The 561-nt window shown below is 48.1% G+C and carries 1 pseudogene; it reads left to right on the top strand.

Annotation, left to right across the window (positions count from 1 at the left end):
- A pseudogene (nupO, locus tag ACWHAR_RS30540) lies at positions 1-561 on the top strand (guanosine ABC transporter ATP-binding protein NupO); the annotation flags it as partial.

Below are 561 nucleotides of genomic sequence, written 5' to 3'. Positions count from 1 at the left end.
TCAAAACTGAAAAGAGAGCTGCTCAGCCGGGAGCGGAAGTGCTTGCGATTGACGGCATAACTGTAAAGGATACCCGCGGAATAGAGACAGTCAGAGATTTGTCTCTTTCTGTCAAAGCGGGAGAAATAGTCGGCATAGCAGGCGTCGACGGAAACGGGCAATCAGAGCTGATCGAAGCGGTGACAGGACTCCGCAAAACAGATTCAGGAACAATCACCTTAAACGGAAAACAGATCCAAAACCTGACGCCAAGAAAAATCACTGAATCCGGGATCGGCCATATCCCTCAGGATCGCCATAAACACGGTCTCGTCCTTGATTTTCCAATCGGAGAGAATATCCTGTTGCAAAGCTATTACAAAAAGCCGTATTCAGCATTGGGCGTTTTACATAAAGGCGAAATGTACAAAAAAGCACGCAGCCTGATCACTGAGTACGATGTCAGAACGCCGGATGAATATACACACGCTCGGGCATTGTCAGGCGGAAACCAGCAAAAAGCGATTATCGGGCGGGAAGTAGACAGAAATCCTGATTTATTAATTGCCGCCCAGCCGACTC

Source organism: Bacillus sp. LR--39, assembly GCF_053613335.1.
Note: the sequence above shows the minus strand (reverse complement) of the source record. Positions and strands in the feature narration are given on the sequence as shown.